Below are 18,660 nucleotides of genomic sequence, written 5' to 3'. Positions count from 1 at the left end.
CGCGGGCATGGTCCTGCCCTTGCTCGACGGCCTGGACGAGATGGACGCTGCCGACACCGGTACCTCGGCCGTACGGCACCCGCTCGCGACAGCCCTGGATATCCTCAACGCCAATCAGCGAGGCCGCGTTCGTATCTTCCACACGATCCCGTTCAGCACCCGACGGTCGTCCACCGCGGCCGCCCCTTCGGCGGCCGCGGCGATCACGGCTCCATCAACGCCCACCCGTTGTCGCTCAGTTCATAACGCCGGATCACAGACCACATGATCCCGCGCCAGCGTTTTGAAGACAGGGCCTAACGCGTGCCGGGCCCGGTGAGGTAGACGGTTGCGCCGGTACGTCGGGCCTCGGCGAGGGACTGGAGTCGGGCGAACACCCGCGCGCTCATGGTGGACTCCTACGCTTCGAGCGACTGGATGCGCCACTCGTCGTGTTCGGTGGGGTCGAGTGTGATCCGCGCCAGTTCGTCGCCGGTCAGGATCCCGCCGTCGAAGACGAAGCCGACCTTTGCGCACGGCCACGCCGGCTCCGGTGGGAGGAAGTGCGTGAGTAGCAGGCGTGGTGCGCCCGCGAAGGCGATGCCGGTCTCTTCCCGGCACTCGCGTACGGCTGTCGAGAAGGGCGTGTCGTCGCCGTGCTCGACGTTTCCCCCGGGCAACTGCCAAGCCTCCGTGCCCTGCACGGACCGCAGCGCGAGCGGGTGCCCGTTGCGGTCGGTGAAGTACAGGCCTGCGTACATCGTGGCGTTGGGAAGCGTCCGTACGTACTGCTCCGGCGGCAACCAGGTCATGCCGTCCATGATCCGCCACCCGCATGTTTGCCGCACTCAAAGCGCAGTGGTGTCGAGTACGTCGTACGTCGACCACCGCGGGCGCAGTGAACGGCACCCCCTGCAGCGGATGAACAACCGACACCAGAACACACCGCATGCGCGCGACGCGCCCGAGTGCACCGACCGCAGCCACTGGGTTGTCCTCGGGTGATGACTGACAGGGCGTCACATATACGCATGTGTGCACTTGCGGACCAGTTGATCTGTCACTGTGCTGTCATGAGCGAGTGTGCGCGGCCGGTCAGGCCTGCGGAACTTTGGGCTGTGGCGTTCGGCCGGGCCCGGCGGATAAAGGTCTTCGGCGGAGTCGTCCACGCGCACTCGGACACGGCGTTCGAGGCCTGGGACGCGGCGACCGGGCAGCAGCTCTGGTCGCTTCCCGGTCATGCCATGGCCGGGCCCGTCGACGGTCCCGTCCTCTACACCTCGGCCGACAAGAAGATCTGCGCGGTCGACGCCCGGACCGGCGAAGTCCGTTGGGAGCGCAGGTTCGCCGAGAAGCTGCTCGGGCGGCTGCGCAGTCGCGGTGCCACGGCGCCGGTCGACCGCGTGCATCCGCTGCCTGGCGGCCACGTCTTGGCGTACGGCGGGGGAGGCGTCCACGCACTCGACGCGGACACCGGCGCACTGCGATGGGCGCATCCCGCGGACTTCGGCGGCAAGGCGGCGGCGGTCGGCCTCGGGGGAGTGCTCGATGCCACCGGCCGCCCGCTGCTCCTCGGTCCGACCGGCGAGCCCGGCGAGTTGATCGCACTCGACCCGGAGAGCGGCGACCGGCTGTGGAGCCGCAAGCACGCCATCGTCGTCGCGTTCCCGGACGGCCGCGCGTGTGCGATCTCCGGACGCGACAGTTCGGGGCAGCACCATCTCCTCGACAGCGTGACCGGCGCGATGCTGGGGCCCGTCGGCGGCACCTCCGAGAACCCCCTCGCCTTCCCCGGCCTCGTCGGCGACACCGCCGTGATCCGCCAGGACGAGTTCTGCGAGCGCATAGAACTCGCCACCGGTAGTCGCATATGGCGTACGCAAATGCGTTCCATATCCCGCTGCCGCACCGGCTGGGTCCGCGACACGGTCGTCACCGACGCGGCGGTCTACATCCCGGACGAGAAGACGTCGTTCCACGCGCTCGACGTCGAGGACGGAGCCGTTCTGTGGCACGCAGCCGATGTCCTGGACGCACCCGACATCCCGGATCCGTCCGGACCGCTCACGCAGGCGGACCCCGCGCCCCGGCTCTTCGGCGGCCCGGACACTGCACTCGCAGTAGGCCCCGACGCATCGACCGCTTTCGACCGCCGCACCGGCCGGACGCTCTGGACCTGGGCGGATCCGCACCGTACAGCACTCGACGAGGAAGCCGCCGCACCCAGGTACGTCACCTCCGCAGCACTCGGCCACGGCGCGATCTACCTCGGCGGCGAACGCCGCCTCTTCGCGGTCCCCGTACCTGCGCCCCCGGTCTGACGCCGGACACCCGGGCAACAAAAAAGGCCAGGAGCACAAGCTCTCCTCGCCATGCTCAAGGTATAGCGCACCAGGGGCCTTGCGGCAAGGCCCCCTTGGTGCCGCAGACTCATCGGCCTGGACCCGTGGAAGGTCCGGAAACCCCCGAAAGAGGAGCATTGCCAAGTGCGTGTGTTGTTGTCGTCGTATGGGTCGCGTGGAGACGTCGCACCGATGGTGGCGCTCGCCGTCGCGTTGCGGGAGCTCGGTGCCGAGGCGCGGGTGTGCGCGCCGCCGGACGCCGAGTTCGTCGGCGTGCTGGAGCGCGCCGGTGTGGAGCTCGTCCCCTTCGGCCTGAACGTCCGCGCGCTGGTCAACGGGCCGATGACGCCGGACCTCCCGGCCCGCGTCGTCGGCGCACTGGTCGGCGCGCACTTCGGCGACATCGCGGCCGCGGCCGAAGGCTGCGACGTGCTCGTCACCGGCGGCATGATGCCCGCCGGCATCCGCTCGGTGGCCGAACACGTGGGCGCCCGCTACGTGTACACGTGCTTCCACACCTTCGAGATGCCGTCCCCGCACTACCCGCCGTCGCAGCGCCCCGGTCCGCCGATCCCCGCCGACATGACCGACCGCAAGGCCATGTGGGACCTGGACGCCCAGAAGGTCGACGCGCTCTACGCCGCCTCGCTCAACACCCACCGCGCGGCACTCGGCATGCCGCCGATCGAGAACGTCCGCGACCACGTCTTCGGCGACCGGCCGCTGCTGGCCGCCGACCCTGTGCTGGCGCCCTGGAGCGACCTGCCCGACCTCGACCTGGTCCAGACGGGTGCGTGGATGCTTCCCGACGAACGCCCGCTGCCCGACGACCTGACCGCCTTCCTGGACGCCGGCACCCCGCCCGTGTACGCAGGCTTCGGCAGCATGACCATGCGCGCCTCCGCCGACGCCGCCCAGGTGACCGTCGACGCGATCCGCGCGCAGGGCCGCCGCGTCCTCGTCTCCCGCGGCTGGGCCGACCTGGATCTGGTCGACACGGGCGACGACTGCTTCGTCGTCGGCGAGGCCAACCACCGGGCGCTGTTCCGCCGCGTGGCCGCCGTCGTCCACCACGGTGGCGCGGGCACCACGACCACCGCCGCCCAGGCCGGCGCACCCCAGGTGATCGTGCCGCAGATGGTCGACCAGCCGTACTGGGCCGCCCAGGTGGCCGAACTCGGCATCGGAGCCGCGCACGACGGCCCCGTCCCCACCACGGAGTCGCTGACCGCGGCCCTCACCACCGCCCTGGCCCCCGAGACCGCCGCCCGCGCCGCCGAGATCGGCCGCCAGGTCCGCACCGACGGCGCCGAGGTGGCCGCGAAGATGCTGCTCGACATGGCGTCCTGACCCCGGTCCCGTCCGATCCCGTCCGATCCGCGCGACCGCCCGAGCCCCCCGACGACGGCCCCGCCACCACACCCGGGACTCCGGTCCCCAGGAGTGCGCTCGGCAGGCTCCAGGGTGAACGGCTGTGGACGAAACGACCGACCTCCTCGTACGACCCTGCGCGCACTGCGGCCGCCCGGTAGCCCAAAAGCCCGGTGCCGGGCGGCCCTTCCGCTACTGCCAGGACAACGACGGCGCGTGCATCAAAGAGGCACGCAACTCCCGGCAACGGCAGCGCCACGCCCCCGGTCTGCCGGGCCAGGTCGCGCGTACGTGGGAGATGGTCGAACGTATGGAGCAGCTCGCGACGCGCTCGCCGAAGCGCTGACCGGTGAGCTGAGCGCGTCGGGCGTCGGGCGTCGAGCGCCAGATCGCCGAGGTGCGTGCGGAGGCGGCCGGCCAGGTCGCCGCCGCGCACACCGGACGCGAAGCGGCCCGGGAAGCCGAAGAGTCCGCCCGCGCGGACGCCGAAGCAGCCCGGGCCGACGCCGCCTTGGCCCGCACCGAGGCCGAGGCCGCACGTACCGAGGAAGCCGCGGCCCGGAAGGAAGCCGCCGCGGCAAACACCGCCCGCGACGGCGCGCTCCTCGAGGCGGACCGCGCCGCCGAGGCCGCGGAAGCCGCCCGCGCCGAACGAGACCTGGCCCTCGCCCGCGCCCAGACCGAACGGGGCACCCGCGAACAGGCCGAAACCCGCGCCGCGACTGCCCGCGACGAAGCCGGCCACGCCGCGGCCCGCGCGGACGCCGCCGAGACAGCACGTACCGAGGCCCTGCGCCGCGCCGAACTCGCGGACGCCGCCACCCGCGACGCAGAGTCCGCCCGCACCGAAGCTTTGGCGGCGGCCCAGCGAGCCGACACCGCCCGCGCCGCGGCCGAACAAGCGCGTACCGCAGCGGACGCCGCGGCAGCCGTTGCCGAGTCCGCCCGCACCACCGCGGAAGCCGAACGCACCGCGGCCCGCGCCGACGCGGAGTCGGCCCGCGCGCACGCGACCCGCGCCACCGCGGACGCGGATGGCCTGCGCGTCGAGGCCGCCACCCTCCGCGCCGAACTCGCCGCCCTTCAAGCCCGCCTCGCCGCCGCGGAGGCCGAACGCGAGCAGGCCGCCGCCGAGATCACCCGCTCCCGCACCCGCATCGAGCAGCTCACCGACCAGCTCATCACGCTGACGACAGGCCTGACGCGGGCTCCCGACCCGGCTCCGTGAGGGCCAGGCGCGCAGGGCCAGGAGCCTGCGATCCGTCAGGAGCTGCGGCCCCAAAAGCTGTGGCAAGCCGGGCGCCGGACCTGGAACCGTGCCTGCATGGACCTGAGAAGCACCCACCGAGACCAGGACGAGAACTGCGCGTGCCGGTGGTGCGAGATGGTTGCCGAGGCACGCTCAGTGTGGGAAGGCAACCATGATCACGACGAGTTCCGCCGCTACCTGCGCTCCCGCGATTGGCATGGCGTGCAGGCGATCAAGGTGATTTACAGAGTCCATGGAATCCGGCTCAAGGACGCCGTCGACAGATACGACGAGTACGCGCGGCAGAACGCCGCCGAGACTGCCGAGACCTGAGCCGGGACCCTGCTCGCCAGGTCGTACCGGTGCGGGCGGGCGCAGCGAGGCAGCGCCCGCCCGCGCCGGCTCATGTGCGGCGCGAACGGATCCCGGTCCCGCTATGCCGCGCGTGTCGGCCAGGCCGCTGCCTGCGCCACAAGGTCTTCGGCGTACGCCAGCGGATAGAGGCGCCTCGCCCGGCAGATCGTCCGCGCCGCCTCGCGGGCCTTGGCCGACCCGCCCGCGTGCCCGGCCGCAGCCACCACGGCGACGTGGTGCCGCCAGCGGTCGCCTTCGCTCAGGAGATCGTTGACGTGGTTGAGCCAGGCGTCGGAGCAGCGGACCGCGTTCTCCTCGATCAGGGTGCCGGCCCGGGTCAGGCGCTCGCCGGTGGACGCGTCCGGGCTGGCGTACCTGAGCAGGGAGACCCCGGTCCACAGGGCCAGCATCCCGAGCGGCCTGACCGCGTACAGCGCTTCCAGGTAGGTCTCCAGATCGGGGCAGGACGACGAGGCGCGCAGGCCCTCGTCGAACTCCTCGTAGGCCTCCTCCCACACCCGCAGCACAGTGCCCGCATGTCCGGCCTCGACGGCGGCGGCTACCGTGCCGTCGACGAGTGTGCGGGGATGATGCGCGTCACCACGGCTGAACGGGCCTGCCGCCGCGCGCCGCGACGCCAGGAAATCCGCGTTCGTCGACACTTCCATCGGAATCGCCGCGCAGATCCGGTAGGCGCCGATGACACCCGCCAGTACGGCGCCGCCGAGCTCGCCGGCCGTATGGCACTCCCAGGCGAACCCCGCGAGGTCGGGCAGGGGCGTACCCGCATGCCACGCCCCGGCAAGCTCGTTCCGGCTGCCGAAGGTCCGCATCCATCGTTCGTGGGCGCCCGGGCTCAGCGCGTCGACTGCCGCCTCGATCCGCACCGATTCAGGCTCGGTCAAAGGCCGGTGCGGCCATGTCCCGTCCCGGACGGCGCCGTATTGCCTCCTCATGAGGTCGGACAGCGGTCGGCCGCTCACGTCGATGACGACGGCGACCGGCTCGTCCGGGGGCTCGAACTGCGTGACGCCGGTGCCGTCCGCGTTTTCCCGGTGGTACGTGACGCCGCGTTCGCCGTGCGCCGCTCCCCACCACCGCCCGACGAGGGAGCCGTGCTCGTCCTGCCACTGCCGGGTGGCCAGGATCGAGGCGATCGCCGAGTTGGCCACGCCGGGCTCGTCCAGCATCAGGTACCGGGCAATGGCCACCAGCCGTTCCGGCGCTCCGACCGGACCGTACGGGGGAGCGAACTCGGCCACGGCGGCGTCCTCCAGGCAGTGGGCAGTGGGCAGCGGGGGCGGGGAGCGGGAGCGGGTAGAGCGGGTGCCTGGCCCGGGCTACTGGATGCCCAGCGCCGAGGTCGCAGCCTCGGCGGCCGCGTCGGCGGCCCGAGCCGCGGCCGCGCGGGTCATCCCGCGGGCGACGAACTCTCTTTCCAGCATGGCTCGTACCGTCTCGACTTCACCCGCGTCGGGCGGGCCGGACGCCAGCACCGTCTCCGCCTGCTCGGCGATGTCGCCCTGCAGTGCTGCGGATTGCTCGTCGGCATCGGCATCGCTACCGGCACCGGCGGCGCCAGCGGCACCGGCGGCAACGGGCGCAGGCGCCGACCCCGACGACCGGGTAAGTGCCGCGAACCGCCCCGCGATCCAGTCGCCCGCCCCCTTGCCCCATCCTTCGAAATCGGTGCCGAGACGGCTCTTCGCGAGTCCGTCCAGGAAGCGGCTGACCACCAGCCCGGACACGAACAGGATCGCCCCCTCCGCAAAGAAGAACTTCTCCTCCGGCGGAGCGAACACGTACAGGTCTTCGCCGACTTCCTCACGCACGGAAGCAACGGCCTCGGCCACCAGGTCTTGTCGAAGGCTGTCCACGACGCCAGTGTCCCCGACCCGCGACCTGGCGTGCAGCGACTTCGTCCACGTGGCAGCCCGTCCGATACCTCGCATCCACACCTCGACGCAGCGACCGCGGCCGGACCGCGGCGGCTCGTCGGGTAATAGCATCGCGTGGGATCTTGGCGGCGGTACGGGGAGGCGCAGTGGGTGCGGTGGGCTGGGGGGAGCCGATCAGGGCCGGAGACCCCGGCGCGATGGGGCCGTACCGGCTGCTCTCCGTCCTCGGCGAGGGCGGCATGGGCCGGGTCTACCTGGGGCGTTCACCCGGTGGACGGCTTGTCGCGGTCAAGGTGATCCGGCCGTCGCTCGCACACGAGGACGGCTTCCGCGCCCGGTTCCGCCGCGAGGCCGAGGCCGCCCGGCGGGTCGGCGGCGCCTTCACCGCCGCGGTGCTGGCCGTTGCGGACGCCGACGACCCGCAGCCGTGGATCGCCGCCGAGTACGTCCCGGCGCCCGGGCTCGACCAAGTCCTCGCCGGCTGCGGCCCGATGCCCGTCCTCGCCGCCCGCTGGATCGCGGCCGGAATCGCCGAAGGCCTCGGCGCCGTGCACACGGCCGGCATCGTGCACCGCGACGTCAAGCCGTCCAACGTCCTGCTCACCGACGCCGGGCCCATGCTCATCGACTTCGGCATCGCCCGCGAGACCGCCCCCGGCCAGGGCCTGACCGGCGCGACCACGGTGGTCGGCACCCCGGGCTACCTCGCCCCCGAGCTGCTGACCGAGCCGCCCGCCGAACCCACCGCCGCCACCGACGTGTTCGCACTCGGGGCCCTGCTGTACACGGTGGTGACGGGGAAGGCCCCGTTCGGGGACGGCCCGGCGTTCCAGGTCATGTACCGGACCGCGTACGAGCAGCCCGACTTCGCGCCGGTGCCGCCCGAACTCCGCGGGCTGGTCAGCGCATGCCTCCTCAAGACCCCCGGCGACCGCCCCGGCATCGGCGACATCCTCGACGACTTCGCCCCCCACCTCGCCGCCCTCCCGGCCGCGCACCGATCCTCGGACGTACTGCCGCCCCAGGTAGTCGAGTTGCTGCGCCGCCATCGGGACCCGAACCAGACGCCAGAAGCGGCACCGGCACCGGCACCGGCACCGGCAGCGGCATCCACACCGGCGCCGGCATCGGGAGCCCGAGCAGGAGCGGCAGCCGGCGCAGCACCGCGCGCGCCCTCGGCAACGCCTCCGATCCCCGAGCGCGCACCCTGGGCAGCACCTGCCCCGCCCGTGGTCCCGCCGCCCCCACCCCGCCCCGCCTTCGCGCCCATGGCCGGACGCACCGATGCCGAGCCGGCCCCGCCCGTCCCGACGTATCCACGCATACCCCCGCCCCCGCCCACGGCAATCCGCTCCGAACTGCGACAGGACCCCGGTACTCCGCCCGCGGACAGCCGCTACACCGCCGACGAACTGCGCGAGCAACTCGCCGGCCTGTGGCAGGAAGTCGACAGCCTCCCGGCCCCGCAGAGCCGCGAGCGCTTCGCCGAACTGGCCTCCCACTACACCGACGTCCTCGGCCCCGACGACCCCGAGACACTGCAAGTGCGATATACGCACGCCTTGTTCACCGACCGCTCGGGCGACCACGTCGTGGCGTACCGCCTCTTTACCGGGCTGATCCCGGCACTTGACGCCGGACTCGGCGGCGACCACCAAGCCACCTTGCTCGCCCGCGAGAAGCAGGCGACGCTCGCGCTGCGCGCCGCCGACCACGAGGCCGCCCTGACGCTGTTCGACGGCCTGGCCCGCGACCTCGCCGCCCTGCGCGGCCCCACCCACCCGGCCACGTTCTCGGCACGCCACCAGTACGCCGTCGTCCTCGGCCATCTCGGGCGGACGTCGACGGCAGTGCACCATCTGGCGGTGCTCGCCGACGAGGCGGCGCAAGTGCTGGGCGCCGCACACCCGCTCGTCCGGACGTTCCGCAACGACGAGGCCCGCCTCAGGGGTCCGGAGGAACCGGACGACCCGGATGAAGTGGACTACTGGGTGTACCGCTAGGCCGCCTGCAAGCGTGTCGGCACCCCCCAACACCTCCTGTCAGCAAAGCGATTCGGCGCGCAATGGCTAGCGTGATCGACTCTGCTCGTCGGGCTGGCTAACCTGCCTGGTCGTTGTGAGGGGGCGCTGCCCGACAGGCAGCCTGGAACGGGAGTTTGTGTGCGGCCGATCGGGCACTCAAGGTACGGATCGGGGCGCCTGCCAGGCATAGGCCGCGCTGTTGGCGCTGCCGGGTTGCTGTTGGCGTTGTCGGTGGCGGTGGGATGCGCCGACGGGGGCGGCGGGAAGACCGCCGGTGCCGCGGCGAGCACGGCGCCGTCGACGTCGGAATCGGTGCCGGTCACGGTGTCGCCGGGCGGCCAAGGAGCCAGTCCCGGCACTGCGCCGAGCACCTGGCCCGCATCGGCCGCCTCGCCATCGCGGACACCGAAATCCACCCCCACGCCGCTGAGTTCGGCAAAGGCGACCCCTGCAACGACCCGTCCGACGGCCGCGCCGCCCCCGCAGCGGGTGCCGGTCCCCGACGTCGTGGGCGCAACGTACGACCAGGCCGCGGCACGCCTGACCGCCGCAGGGTTCACCGTCGCGCGTACGGACGTGGTGTCCACGCGGCCGGCCGGCTCGGTCACCGCCACCAACCCCGCGTCCGGAACCCAACTGCCCGGCGGCGCCAAGGTGACCGTCAGCGTTGCAAAGCCCGGCGCCACCCAGGCGACCATGCCAGACCTGCGGGGCAGCCGTCCGCGCGACGCCATCACCGCAGTGGAGGCGGCCGGACTCACCCTGGACCCGGTATGGCGGGCGACCTACGTGGACCCGTACTGGGACAACTGCCGATTCCTCTACTCGACACCACCCGCGGGCACGGCCGTGGCCAGAGGCACGCAGGTCTCCCTCCAGTACGGCTGCGGCTGAGTCCGACCCAGGTCGGGCCGAGCCCGGATGAGGCCGACCGAGCCCGGCTGAGCCCGACGGAGGCCGTCTGAGCCCGACGCGGCCGCCTGAGGCGAAGCCGGCGTTCAGTCGCGCTCGGACTCGACGAACTTCAGAATGCGGTCGTTCACATAGTCGGGGTCCTCGAACGACAGGCCGTGGCCCACGCCCGGTACCACCTCGCCCTCCGCGCGCAGGACCAGCGAGAGGGCGCGTTCGAGCGCCGGTGCCGGATGCAGGAGCGTGCTGCGTGCGGCGTTGAGGACCAGCAAAGGGACGCCGATGGAACGCAGTTCGTCGTCCGTGAACGGCCGTGCCGCACTGCGCTGCGGGCCGAACGAGCGCGCGCCGATCATCACCGGCGCCATCATGCGCGGATCCATGACGAGCGCGTGGTTGGCCAGTTTGTCGGCGAACCACGGTCGGGTACGCCGCGGTGCGGCCGCCGCCAGCGCGCCGCCGATCATGGTGAAGTAGAACTTGGCCCGGACCTTCTGCAGACCGCCGGGGTCCAGCACGGTTGCGGTGGCCAGGCGCTCCGGGCCGTGCGCGGCCTGATTGAGGGTCAGCCAGCCGCCGTAGGAATGGCCGACCAGGTGCACGCGGTCCAGGCCGAGCCCGGCCAGCACCTGCCCGAGCCAGCGGGCCGCATCCGCGGAACCCGAGATCGGCGCGGTCTGCACGCTGCGTCCCGGGTCGTCGATCGTGTCGACCGCGTACACCGGGTGGCGTGCGGCGAGCGCGGCGATCTGCGGCGCCCAGTTCGAGGCGTTCGCGCCGTGCCCGTGCAGCAGTACGACGGGTTCGCCGGCCTCGGGTCCGGAGCGGTGTACGTGTGTGGTGCCGAAGTCCGTGGTCACGTCGACCTCGGTACGGGGGAGCGGCCAGGCGTAGAAGGCCTCGTCGTACGCAGCCAGGAATCGGGTGCGGGCTTCCTCGGTGCGGAACGTGCCGATGCCTGCCCGGGTGCCGCCGTCGCCCATTGCTGCCTCCTTGGGAGCCTGGGGAAGTTTTTACTCCACGAACGTATCATGATGGGAGAATGAGGCGAGCACGGCGGCGCACCGGTCGGCCGCCGCAGTCCGACCACGGAAGGAACGCACCAGGTGCCCAAGCGCGTGGACCACGAAGAACGGCGCCGCCAGATCGCCGACGCCCTGGTCAGGGTCGCGGCCGCGCACGGGCTGCACGCCGCGGGCATGCGCGAGGTCGCCGCCGAGGCGGGGGTGTCGGTGCGGCTGGTGCAGTACTACTTCGAGTCCAAGGACCGGCTGTTTTTCTACGCGTACGAGCGGCTCGGGGAGCAGCTCGGCGAGCGCATCCAGGCCCGGATCAGGGCGGCGGGCAGCAGGCCGAGCGTCCGCGACATCCTCGAGGCCACGCTGTACGAAGGCCTGCCCACCGACCGTGCCAGTCGCGATCTGCACCTGGTCTACACCGCGTACGCGACCCTCGCGCTGACCGACCGCACCCTGGCCGCGCAGGCGTTCACCGACGGCCCCGACGCGCTCGAGAACCACCTCGTGGGACGTTTGCGCGCGGCCCAGGACGCGGGTGAAGTGCCGGCCGGCCTGGATCCGGCCGCGGAGATCGCCGGACTGCTGGCCATCTCGGCCGGGTTGGGCACGAGCGTGCTGGTCGGCCAGCGCAGCGCCGAGGCGGCGGGACGAGTGGTCACGTACCACCTGGACCGCATCTTCGGGCCGAAGGAGGGGCGGTGACCGGGGCCGGCGCTGAAACGATCGGCGGATGGCGCGGCGCTTATTGGATACGTACGTACCATCACTTGCGGGTCGGCGACCTCACCGGTCAGGTCCTCGGCTTGGCACGGCCGTCACGTGTCCGGCGGCGAGGAGGCGGGTTTGGCAGGATGGGGTCATGCCCATGGTCGAAGCGTCCGTCGAGGTCCCCGTCGACATCGCGACGGCCTTCGCCGTGTCGCAGACCACCGGCGAGGGCCGCAAGCGCTGGGACCCGTTCATCCGCCGCCAGCATTTCCTGGACGGCGCCACCGCCCCCGCGAAGGGCGTCCGCACGCTGACCGTGCACCGCGCCGGGTTCCGCATGGTCAGCGAGTACGTCTCGTACCAGCCGCCGACCAATGTGGGCATGAAGATGGTCGAAGGCTCATGGTTCTTCGCCAAGATGGGCGGCGGCTGGCGCTTCCTGCCGGTCGAAGGGGACCCGTCCCGCACCCGCGCGGTCTGGCGCTACAACTTCGGATGCCGCCCGAGTTGGCTGGCACCGGTCGCCGACCGCATCGGCACGTTCATCCTCGGCCGGGAGATCCGCCGCCGCATCGCGCACTACGCTCGCGGCTGCAGCGACCCCATCGTGTTGGCCGCGGCCCGCGAATCCACGGCGCCGCCGCCCGCCCCGGTGGCCGACGGCCGGTGACCCGCACCCCGGTACGCCCGGCCCGGGCCAGTACAGTCGCGGCATGAGCGACTCGCAGGACGTGGCAGAGCCTTCGGCGGCGGCAGAGGCCGCGGACCCGGACACGTCGTCCTACTGCGCAACGCCGAGCCGCCCCCGCAGCAGCAGCGACGCACAACAACCGGTCCCCGTAGGGCCGCCCTACGCCGACTGCGTCCAGTGCGGGAAGCCGACCGAGTATCCGGCCGCCCAGCGCGGCATCACCCTGTGCCCGGTCTGCGAATGGCAGGCCGACCAGCGCGGCGCCTGCTCCGGCTGAACGCAGTCGACAGGGTTGTCGAGGCTTCTTGAAAACGGCTGCGGCAGATACTTCGTGAGGGTCACAGGGGCAGACCATCACTGTGGCTGCTCGGTCGTGCGGCGCTGCAAGTCCTGGACGTGACGGAGCAGGGCGGCCAATTCGTCCACCTCGTCGGCGTCGACCATCCCGAAGCCTCGGTTGGACGGTGCGTTGTACTGATCGCGCGCAGCCTTGTGGGCGTCGGCGTGGTGTTCGTGCAGTAGCGCCAGCAGGGAGTGGCCGACACGCTCGATGGCGCTGCCGGGCCGGGCGTCGCGGGGAAGCGCGAAGACCGTGGTGCGTCCGACGGCCAGTTCACTGAGCCGGTAGCCGATGGTCTTGCCGCCATGGCGTTCACGCACACCGAGCGGCACGAGCAGGGGCAGCAGGTCCGGATCACGGGCAAGCAGGGCCCGCTCGTGTTCCTCCCGGCGCGGCAATGCGGAAGTGCGAGGGCCGCCACGTTCCGGGGGGACAGCCATCTGCCACGGCTGGTCGAAGAGGTCGACCAGCAAATCCCCGTTCATTTCCTGTGGTTCGGACAGAATCAAGAACTCGTGCGGAAACGGCACCCCGTAGCACCGCCGGAGAACTTCGCCCGGCCCCAGCCCGGACTCGTACAGCGACAGTGCAAAACCTGCCATTGCCGAGTAGTCCCCTCGGGGCCCACCGGCCTCCGACCTGTCCGCTTGCACCACTGCCCCTTCCCCGGTAGGTGCGCCCCGTCGCAGAAGCATCGCTCATGCCGGATGTGCCGGGTTCCACTGCGTGGCCTTCCGGATCGCCCGGGGCACGATGCCATGCGGACGGTACGCCCGTGACGGGGCGTACCGGGCCCGGCCATGTCGCGGCGGTCGGGCCCTGGGCAGCTGCGTCCGATCAGCGCGGTCGGCGGGTATTGAGCCGGGTGTTCAAGCGGGCGGCCTGGCGGGTCAGGTGGTCGCGTTCGGGGAGGTTGGGGGCCTCGCGGGCGGCCTGCGCGTACAGCCGCGCCGCCGTGGCGAGGTCGCCGTCGCATTCGTGGAGGTACGCCGCCACCGCGGCGTGGCGCGGCACCGCCGGGTCCACCGAGGAGAGCGCCGCCAGGCCCGCGCGCGGGCCGTCCGCCTCGCCGACCGCGACCGCGCGGTTGAGGCGTACGACCGGGTTGTCGGTCAGGCCGGCGAGCTCGTCGTACCACTCGACGATCTGCACCCAGTCGGTCTCCTCGGCCGCCAGGGCGTCCGCGTGCAGCGCGGCGATCGCGGCCTGCGCTTGGAACTCGCCCAGCCGGTCGCGGGCGAGCGCGGTCTGCAGGATCTCCACGCCCTCGGCGATCGCCGTCGTGTCCCACAGCGTCCGGTCCTGCTCGGCGAGCGGAACGAGGCTGCCGTCGGGTGCCGTCCGGGCCGCCCGCCGGGCGTGATGGAGCAGCATCAGCGCCAGCAGCCCCGCCACCTCGGGATGGTCGATCGCGGCCGCGAGCTGCCGGGTCAGGCGGATGGCCTCCGCGGCCAGGTCGACGTCGCCGGAATAGCCCTCGTTGAAGACCAGATACAACACCCGCAGCACGGTCGCGACATCGCCGGGCCGGTCGAACCGCACCCCGGACACGGTGCGCTTGGCCCGGCTGATGCGCTGCGCCATGGTCGCCTCGGGCACCAGGTAGGCCTGCGCGATCTGCCGCGTGGTCAGCCCGCCGACCGCCCGCAGCGTCAGCGCGACCGCCGACGACGCCGTCAGGGACGGATGCGCGCATAGGAAGTACAACTGGAGCGTGTCGTCCGCAGCCGGCGCGGGGCCGGGCGGCGGTTCGACGTCGACGCGATCCTCCCGGCGGCGGCGCGCGGTGTCCGCCCGCGTCGCGTCCAGGAACTTGCGCCACGCGACGGTGACCAGCCAGCCCTTCGGGTCGCGCGGCACGCCGTCGGCGGGCCAGACGCGGAACGCCTCGACCAAGGCGTCCTGCACGGCGTCCTCGGCCGCTGCGAAGTCCGCTCCGCGGCGGACGAGGACGCCCAAAACGCCGGGGGTAAGGCTGCGCAGCAGGGGCTCGTCCAGGCTGCTTGCAGGCCCAGGCCCAGTCCCAGTGCCAGTCCCAGCGCCAGGTCCGGGCCCAGTCCCAGTCCCAGGTCCGGCTGCCTCGCCGATCCGCCGCTCGGCCACGAGTACCTCCGCATCCTCGATGCCACCAGGAATCCACGAATCCATGAGTCGACGAATTCCGGGGCGGCCCGGGGCACCGTCGGCCAGGTGCCCCGGACCGCTCGTGGGCCTGGCTCCGGACCCAGTCTGCAGGTCCGCCCGTCCAGTCCGCCCGTCCAGTCCGCCCGTCCAGTCCGCCCGTCCAGTCCGTCAGTCCGTGGTGGTCGGGTGCACGGTCAGGAACGGGCGCACCTCCAGCCACTCGTGCAGCGGCTTCCCGCCCGCCCCCGGCGCCGCGGACAGCTCGCCGGCCAGTTCCAGGGCCCGCTCGTACGTGTCGACGTCGATCACCATCCAGCCGGCGATGAGGTCCTTGGTCTCCGCGAACGGCCCGTCGGTCACCGGCGGACGGCCCTCGCCGTCGTACCGCACGAACGTCCCGCCGGGCGCGAGCGCCTGGCCGTCGACGAACTCGCCCGTCTTTTCCAGCCGGTCCGCGAAGTCCTGCATGTACTGGATGTGGGCGGTGACCTCCTCGGGCGTCCACTGGTCCATGGGCACGTCGTAGAGCGGGGTCGGACCACCGCGGTAGTGCTTGAGCAGCAGGTACTTGGCCATGACGGGTCTCCCAGGTGCCGGTGCGACCCCATTGTGGTCGCGTTCACTGCGGGGACGAAGCCGGACGCGCGTTCTCGACATCACCGGCCGAGAATCTTTGCGGCAATTTCCGAAAGCGCCGCAGGAGCCTCCGCGCGGCGGCCCGCGTCTTGCCGAACGCACCCGTTCCGATCTGTCAACTGCCGCTCAAAGCAAGAGAGTTGCCCATACCCAAAAGGAAAGAGTCGACGACTCCTGCCGGACGGCCCGCAGCCACTAGCCTTCGCCCGTCGGAGTCGCCCGATCCGTCGGGCGCTCCGGCGCGACGTATCCGAGGCGGGCACGTCGGGTTCCCGTGGCCCGGCGTGCCCGCCCTACGTGCCCTATGTGCCACCAGTCCTGCGTGCCATCCCTCGTGTGTGCCTGCCTTGGAGGTAGCGAAGAGATGCGGATGACCAGATCGGCGGCGACGATCGCCGGGACCACCGGAGCGCTGTTCGGGGCGCAGGTGGGCCTGGGGGCGCTGCCGGCCCAGGCGTACGACGCGCCGTACGACGGCACCGACCCCGGCAGCTACGTCAACGGCGTGAAGTGTGCGGACACCGGATCACCTGTACGCAGCGCCCCGCTCACCTCGCCCGGAGGAAGCAGCGGCACCGTCTACCTGTACTACAGCACCGCCTGCCGGACGACCTGGGCCAAGATCGTCACAGGCGCACCGGCCTGCCAGCCGGGCGTGGACTATTGCGGGAGCGCCACCGTGCACCGCAATAGCGACGGCAAGGAAATGACCTGCAACATCCCGACCGGGAAGAGCGCCTGCTACACCAAGCAGGTCAACGACGCGAACGTCACCTCGTACGCGACCGCCCACTACGACAACGGCCCCTGGACCTTCTACGGGACAACCGGCAGTTACTGACCCCTGCCGGCCGCGCCCACCCGGTGCCGGCCCGGTCGGCGGTTCCCCCCGAGCCCCGACCGGTCCGGTACCGGGTGGGCCTCAGCGGCAGGTGCTCGGTCCAGCCGATGGGGCTCCCGGACGTCGGCGCGTCCAAGACCGGCACGTTCGAGCGCCCGTCGCCCTTGTGCGGCTACTTCAGGTAGATCGCCTGGAGCTCAGCCAGAGCACCGCCCAAGCTGTGTCCGTAGCTGACCACACGGGTTTCCGCAGTCCGCGATTCCGTGGTGGCAACGTCGGCATGCGCCGGGGCTGCCACGGCAATGGATGCGGGAGCGAGGAGGAGCGCAGCGACAACGATCTTCTTGACCATGGTCGGCTAACGACGGCCCGCCGGGCCGGTTACGAATGTGCGGTCACCGGGGTGCACGGCCGCCCAGGTCAAAGACGCCAAACCCCCACCGGGCGAACCTGCCCCGCTCGCACCGTGGCGGCAGGCACTCAGGGTGTGGCGCGCCCTTAGCGCTCGCCGAATGGTTGTTCGCCGCGGGGTTCGGGGTTGCGCGCGGCGGGATGTCAGTCCGCTGCGCGCAGTAGGGCACCGACTTGCGGGACGTTGCGGAAACGTTCGAGCGCACCGAGTACGACCCGCACGCGCTCGGCAGTGCGTTCGCTGGCGACATCAGAGGACAAGGTGATGACTCGTTCCGCTGTCTCTGCTGCTGCTTCCGGCTCATTCGCATCTGCGTAGGCGACAGCGAGCCACGACAGGTACAGCGCCAGTTCCCGGGTGTGGGTTGCGTTGTATCGGCTCAGCACGGCAGTCAGCAGCGGGACGGCGCGCAGTGGACGGCGAAGCTCTGTGTAGACCCTCGCTTCCATGATGTGTAGTTCGTCCGCGTCGACCCAATAGAGGTAGCCGGGTTCGTCTTCGTCGGCATGTTCGGCCAGAGCTTCGCCGGCAGCGCCGAGCGCAGACATGGCGGCTTGGGCGTCTTGTGCTCGGGCTTGCGCCCATGCGACGCGATCGAAGTAGAGCGCTCGGGCGCGGGGCGGAGCTGTCTCGGCCTGATGCTGGGCAGTTCGGGCCATCGACAGCCCTTCGCGGATGTCGCCAATGTTGATGCGCTGGTACCCCAGCGAGCCGAGTAGGTTCGCGCTCAACGTCGAGTCATTCGCCGCGTACGCAGCCGACAAGCCGAGCCGGTAGATGCGCTCGGCTTCGTCGTGGCGTCCGGCGTCGCTCGCGATCCATCCGGCGATCTGTGTCAGCTCGCCAATGCCGATGAGCAGCCCGCGGCCGACAGAATCTGTGTACGTTCCTTCGCGGTACAGCCTGACGGCCGAGCGAAGTTCCCGTAGTGCCGGTGCGATCAAGTCGCCTCCAGCGAGCACATCGTCGGCGAGCCGCAAACCATGCGCACGCTGGGCAAGGTCAGTCACCGCGGCGGATCCGATGCGGCGCCCCGTCCGCGCTGCGAGTGGCGCGAGTGGATCGCCTTCGGGCAGGAAGTCCGCAAGGGTCGTTGGGCTCGCCTCCTCAGGCTTCACGGCTGCGGCGCTCTTCAACTCTTCGATCGGGATACCGAGTGCAGCGGCGATGAAGGGTAACCAGTCGCGCGGCGTTCGCTGTCCCTTCTCGTACCGGTAGATGTCTTGGCGGGTCAGCGAGTCGAGGGGCAAGCCGGCCGCACGGCACGCCTCACGGGCAAGTGTTGCCTGGCTCCAACGATGGCTTTCGCGTAGCCGGCGAATCAACTGCCCCGCTGTCTGCCTCCGCATCCTTCAAGTCTGGCCTACATCCGGGGCTGCATGAGGCCGCTAGGCAGGGTTCGTGCCCCCGCGGTTCGCTCGATTCGGTAGACGCCAGACGAGTGGCAGGAGCGTGCAGGGTGGACAAGAAAGCCGTCCGGTTTGTCGTCGGTTCTGGTGCTCGATCCGCGCGGTGGCGTTGCTGACCGAGAGGACCAGCGAGCGTATATGGCCGAATCACATGCCGAAGACACCCTGATCCGGCAGTACGCCGACAACAGCACGACTGTTGCCCCGTTACGACCCGCCGCGAAGGAACCCGCGTTCTGCGATTGCTCCGAAGCACCCCAGTACCGGAAGCGATCCGGGGCGCCGAGATGCCGTACCTGATCACGTCCGGGAAGGTCGCCGGGATTCCGCCCCTGCCCCGTCGATCACGTC

Annotated in this window: 20 protein-coding genes; 11 read left to right on the top strand and 9 right to left on the bottom strand. The window is 71.5% G+C overall.

Annotated elements, in window-relative coordinates; all coding sequences use genetic code 11:
• Positions 1–398: 398 nt before the first annotated feature.
• Complete coding sequence (locus LZ495_RS07535) at positions 399–791, bottom strand: NUDIX domain-containing protein (protein ID WP_235051218.1); 393 nt, start codon at positions 789–791, stop codon at positions 399–401.
• A gap of 306 nt (positions 792–1,097) precedes the next feature.
• Between LZ495_RS07535 and LZ495_RS07530 the strand changes: the two genes are divergently transcribed.
• From LZ495_RS07530 to LZ495_RS07510, 5 genes are all read left to right on the top strand, one after another.
• A complete protein-coding gene (locus tag LZ495_RS07530) occupies positions 1,098–2,300 on the top strand; it encodes a PQQ-like beta-propeller repeat protein (RefSeq protein WP_235051217.1) in 1,203 nt (400 codons plus the stop codon).
• 213 nt (positions 2,301–2,513) lie between these two features.
• Positions 2,514–3,671, top strand: a complete 1,158-nt coding sequence (locus LZ495_RS07525) for a glycosyltransferase (protein ID WP_235051216.1) — start codon at positions 2,514–2,516, stop codon at positions 3,669–3,671.
• Positions 3,672–3,795: 124 nt separating this feature from the next.
• Positions 3,796–4,038 (top strand): hypothetical protein, encoded by a 243-nt coding sequence (locus tag LZ495_RS07520; protein WP_235051215.1) that lies wholly within the window; start codon positions 3,796–3,798, stop codon positions 4,036–4,038.
• Positions 4,039–4,089: 51 nt separating this feature from the next.
• Positions 4,090–4,920 carry a hypothetical protein gene (locus LZ495_RS07515; RefSeq protein WP_235051214.1) on the top strand — a complete coding sequence of 277 codons (831 nt, stop codon included), beginning with the start codon at positions 4,090–4,092 and terminating at the stop codon, positions 4,918–4,920.
• A gap of 96 nt (positions 4,921–5,016) precedes the next feature.
• Positions 5,017–5,274: a hypothetical protein gene (locus LZ495_RS07510; protein ID WP_235051213.1), complete on the top strand. Its 258-nt coding sequence runs from the start codon at positions 5,017–5,019 to the stop codon at positions 5,272–5,274.
• A 101-nt stretch (positions 5,275–5,375) separates the two neighbouring features.
• Here LZ495_RS07510 and LZ495_RS07505 read toward each other — a convergent pair whose 3' ends face one another.
• Together LZ495_RS07505 and LZ495_RS07500 are read right to left on the bottom strand one after the other, a co-directional pair.
• Complete coding sequence (locus tag LZ495_RS07505) at positions 5,376–6,557, bottom strand: hypothetical protein (RefSeq protein ID WP_235051212.1); 1,182 nt, start codon at positions 6,555–6,557, stop codon at positions 5,376–5,378.
• A gap of 78 nt (positions 6,558–6,635) precedes the next feature.
• Positions 6,636–7,148, bottom strand: coding sequence for a hypothetical protein (locus tag LZ495_RS07500; RefSeq protein ID WP_235051211.1), 513 nt, complete (start codon positions 7,146–7,148; stop codon positions 6,636–6,638).
• Positions 7,149–7,339: 191 nt separating this feature from the next.
• Here LZ495_RS07500 and LZ495_RS07495 point away from each other — a divergent pair, with 191 nt between their 5' ends.
• Positions 7,340–9,196: a serine/threonine-protein kinase gene (locus LZ495_RS07495; protein WP_235051210.1), complete on the top strand. Its 1,857-nt coding sequence runs from the start codon at positions 7,340–7,342 to the stop codon at positions 9,194–9,196.
• A 159-nt stretch (positions 9,197–9,355) separates the two neighbouring features.
• Complete coding sequence (locus tag LZ495_RS43870; protein WP_308267709.1) at positions 9,356–10,111, top strand: PASTA domain-containing protein; 756 nt, start codon at positions 9,356–9,358, stop codon at positions 10,109–10,111.
• A gap of 104 nt (positions 10,112–10,215) precedes the next feature.
• Here the strand turns inward: LZ495_RS43870 and LZ495_RS07485 are convergent, their stop codons facing one another.
• Positions 10,216–11,112, bottom strand: coding sequence for an alpha/beta fold hydrolase (locus LZ495_RS07485; protein WP_235051208.1), 897 nt, complete (start codon positions 11,110–11,112; stop codon positions 10,216–10,218).
• 123 nt (positions 11,113–11,235) lie between these two features.
• Here LZ495_RS07485 and LZ495_RS07480 point away from each other — a divergent pair, with 123 nt between their 5' ends.
• The 3 genes from LZ495_RS07480 (at position 11,236) to LZ495_RS07470 (ending at position 12,824) form a co-directional block, all read left to right on the top strand.
• Positions 11,236–11,850 carry a TetR/AcrR family transcriptional regulator gene (locus LZ495_RS07480; RefSeq protein WP_235051207.1) on the top strand — a complete coding sequence of 205 codons (615 nt, stop codon included), beginning with the start codon at positions 11,236–11,238 and terminating at the stop codon, positions 11,848–11,850.
• A gap of 157 nt (positions 11,851–12,007) precedes the next feature.
• Positions 12,008–12,526: an SRPBCC family protein gene (locus tag LZ495_RS07475; RefSeq protein WP_235051206.1), complete on the top strand. Its 519-nt coding sequence runs from the start codon at positions 12,008–12,010 to the stop codon at positions 12,524–12,526.
• 43 nt (positions 12,527–12,569) lie between these two features.
• Positions 12,570–12,824 carry a hypothetical protein gene (locus tag LZ495_RS07470; RefSeq protein ID WP_235051205.1) on the top strand — a complete coding sequence of 85 codons (255 nt, stop codon included), beginning with the start codon at positions 12,570–12,572 and terminating at the stop codon, positions 12,822–12,824.
• Positions 12,825–12,901: 77 nt separating this feature from the next.
• On the opposite strand, the gene LZ495_RS07465 is transcribed toward LZ495_RS07470, so the two are convergent.
• From LZ495_RS07465 to LZ495_RS07455, 3 genes are all read right to left on the bottom strand, one after another.
• A complete protein-coding gene (locus tag LZ495_RS07465; protein ID WP_235051204.1) occupies positions 12,902–13,489 on the bottom strand; it encodes a hypothetical protein in 588 nt (195 codons plus the stop codon).
• Positions 13,490–13,724: 235 nt separating this feature from the next.
• Positions 13,725–14,885, bottom strand: a complete 1,161-nt coding sequence (locus tag LZ495_RS07460) for an RNA polymerase sigma factor (protein WP_235051503.1) — start codon at positions 14,883–14,885, stop codon at positions 13,725–13,727.
• A 294-nt stretch (positions 14,886–15,179) separates the two neighbouring features.
• A complete protein-coding gene (locus LZ495_RS07455) occupies positions 15,180–15,587 on the bottom strand; it encodes a YciI family protein (RefSeq protein ID WP_235051203.1) in 408 nt (135 codons plus the stop codon).
• 430 nt (positions 15,588–16,017) lie between these two features.
• On the opposite strand from LZ495_RS07455, the gene LZ495_RS07450 reads away from it, so the two are divergent.
• Positions 16,018–16,488, top strand: a complete 471-nt coding sequence (locus LZ495_RS07450; RefSeq protein WP_235051202.1) for a DUF2690 domain-containing protein — start codon at positions 16,018–16,020, stop codon at positions 16,486–16,488.
• Between the two features lie 172 nt (positions 16,489–16,660).
• Here the strand turns inward: LZ495_RS07450 and LZ495_RS07445 are convergent, their stop codons facing one another.
• Both LZ495_RS07445 and LZ495_RS07440 read right to left on the bottom strand, forming a co-directional pair.
• Positions 16,661–16,840, bottom strand: a complete 180-nt coding sequence (locus tag LZ495_RS07445; protein ID WP_235051201.1) for a lipase family protein — start codon at positions 16,838–16,840, stop codon at positions 16,661–16,663.
• Between the two features lie 203 nt (positions 16,841–17,043).
• On the bottom strand, positions 17,044–18,249 hold the full coding sequence (locus LZ495_RS07440; protein ID WP_235051200.1) for a helix-turn-helix domain-containing protein: 1,206 nt from the start codon (positions 18,247–18,249) through the stop codon (positions 17,044–17,046).
• Positions 18,250–18,660: the final 411 nt, after the last annotated feature.

Source organism: Yinghuangia soli (assembly GCF_021502675.1).
GTDB classification, from domain to species: Bacteria; Actinomycetota; Actinomycetes; order Streptomycetales; family Streptomycetaceae; genus Yinghuangia; species Yinghuangia soli.
The sequence above is the reverse complement of the archived record's forward strand: the minus strand, read 5'-3'. Positions and strand labels throughout refer to the sequence as shown.